This is a genomic window from Candidatus Regiella insecticola LSR1, from assembly GCF_000143625.1.
Taxonomy (GTDB): Bacteria; Pseudomonadota; Gammaproteobacteria; order Enterobacterales; family Enterobacteriaceae; genus Regiella; species Regiella insecticola.
Map to the genome: position 1 here is coordinate 13742 of NZ_GL379711.1, position 1564 is coordinate 15305.

Sequence of the window (1564 nt, forward strand, 5' to 3'; positions counted from 1 at the left end):
CGATGCCGGAAGATAAAATCCGCAAGGTGCTGAAAATCGCCAAAGAGCCGATCTCAATGGAAACCCCGATCGGCGATGACGAAGATTCACATTTAGGTGATTTTATCGAAGACACTACGCTAGAGTTGCCTCTCGGCTCTGCCACTTCTGAAAGTCTACGCTCTGCCACTCATGAAGTACTCGCTGGTCTGACTCCCCGTGAGGCCAAAGTGCTGCGTATGCGTTTTGGTATTGATATGAATACTGACCATACTCTTGAAGAAGTGGGCAAACAATTTGATGTAACCCGTGAACGTATCCGTCAAATTGAAGCCAAAGCATTACGTAAGCTACGCCACCCCAGTCGTTCTGAAGTATTACGTAGCTTTTTAGATGATTAAATAGACTTCCGCATAACCTACTGCGTACTGTTCCCAACTTCAGCTGAGCTTGGGAGCAGTTATCATGCATCGGTCTATTTTACCCTTTGCGCTACCGTCAGAACGACAATCATAATCCCACAAAAAAGATCACATCTGAATCTGAATACGAGGTATCGATGCATACGGTTGAACATCGCCGATTAATTATTTTAGGATCAGGCCCCGCCGGTTACACCGCTGCGGTCTATGCAGCACGCGCCAACTTAGCCCCTTTATTAATTACCGGGCTAGAAAAAGGGGGGCAATTGACAACCACCACTGAAGTAGAAAATTGGCCTGGTGATGCCAAGGATCTGACGGGGCCTCGTCTGATGGAACGTATGCATGAACATGCAGAAAAATTCGGCACCAAAATTGTCTTTGATCATATTCATCAGGTAGAACTTGGTCAGCACCCTTTCCGTTTATTTGGTGAGAATAGCGAATATAGTTGTGATGCGCTGATCATCGCTACCGGTGCTTCCGCTCGTTACCTGGGCTTAGCATCAGAAGAAGCCTTTAAAGGCAAAGGCGTTTCTGCTTGTGCCACCTGTGATGGTTTTTTCTATCAAAAGCAAGTCGTCGCTGTGGTCGGTGGAGGAAATACCGCCATAGAAGAAGCACTCTATCTAGCGAATATTGCTGAAAAAGTTCATTTAATTCACCGCCGTAATTGTTTTAGCGCCGAAAAAATATTAATCGATCGGCTGATGAAAAAAGTAGCGAGTGAAAAAATCATATTACATACCAGCTGTGAATTGGATGAAGTGCTAGGGGATGCCACGGGAGTCACTGGATGTGTCATAAAAGGAAGCGAGACGAAAAAACAGTTGGCGATTGCTGGGATTTTTATTGCGATTGGCCATACGCCTAATACCAAAATTTTCAGTGATCAGTTGGCATTAGAAAATGGTTACATCAAAGTACAATCCGGTTTTCATGGCAACGCAACACAAACTTCTATTCAGGGAGTATTTGCCGCCGGCGATGTGATGGATCAGGTCTATCGCCAAGCCATTACTTCAGCAGCCAGCGGCTGTATGGCCGCTTTAGATGCTGAACGTTACCTCGATGCTTTAGCAGCTCAATCGTCTATAACCCAATGAATTTTGAGTTACGGCAAGACGGCAAGGGGGTGAGACCGATGAGCGTAGACATACTAT

General features: G+C 45.7%; 2 protein-coding genes. Both read left to right on the top strand.

The features are described 5' to 3' along the window. Positions 1 to 380 (top strand): sigma-70 family RNA polymerase sigma factor (locus tag REG_RS14940; RefSeq protein ID WP_039908813.1); only part of this gene is annotated, 380 nt, incomplete at its 5' end. Positions 381 to 538: 158 nt separating this feature from the next. After that, positions 539 to 1507, top strand: a complete 969-nt coding sequence (gene trxB / locus REG_RS09895; RefSeq protein WP_006705512.1) for a thioredoxin-disulfide reductase — start codon at positions 539 to 541, stop codon at positions 1505 to 1507. Positions 1508 to 1564 lie beyond the last annotated feature (57 nt).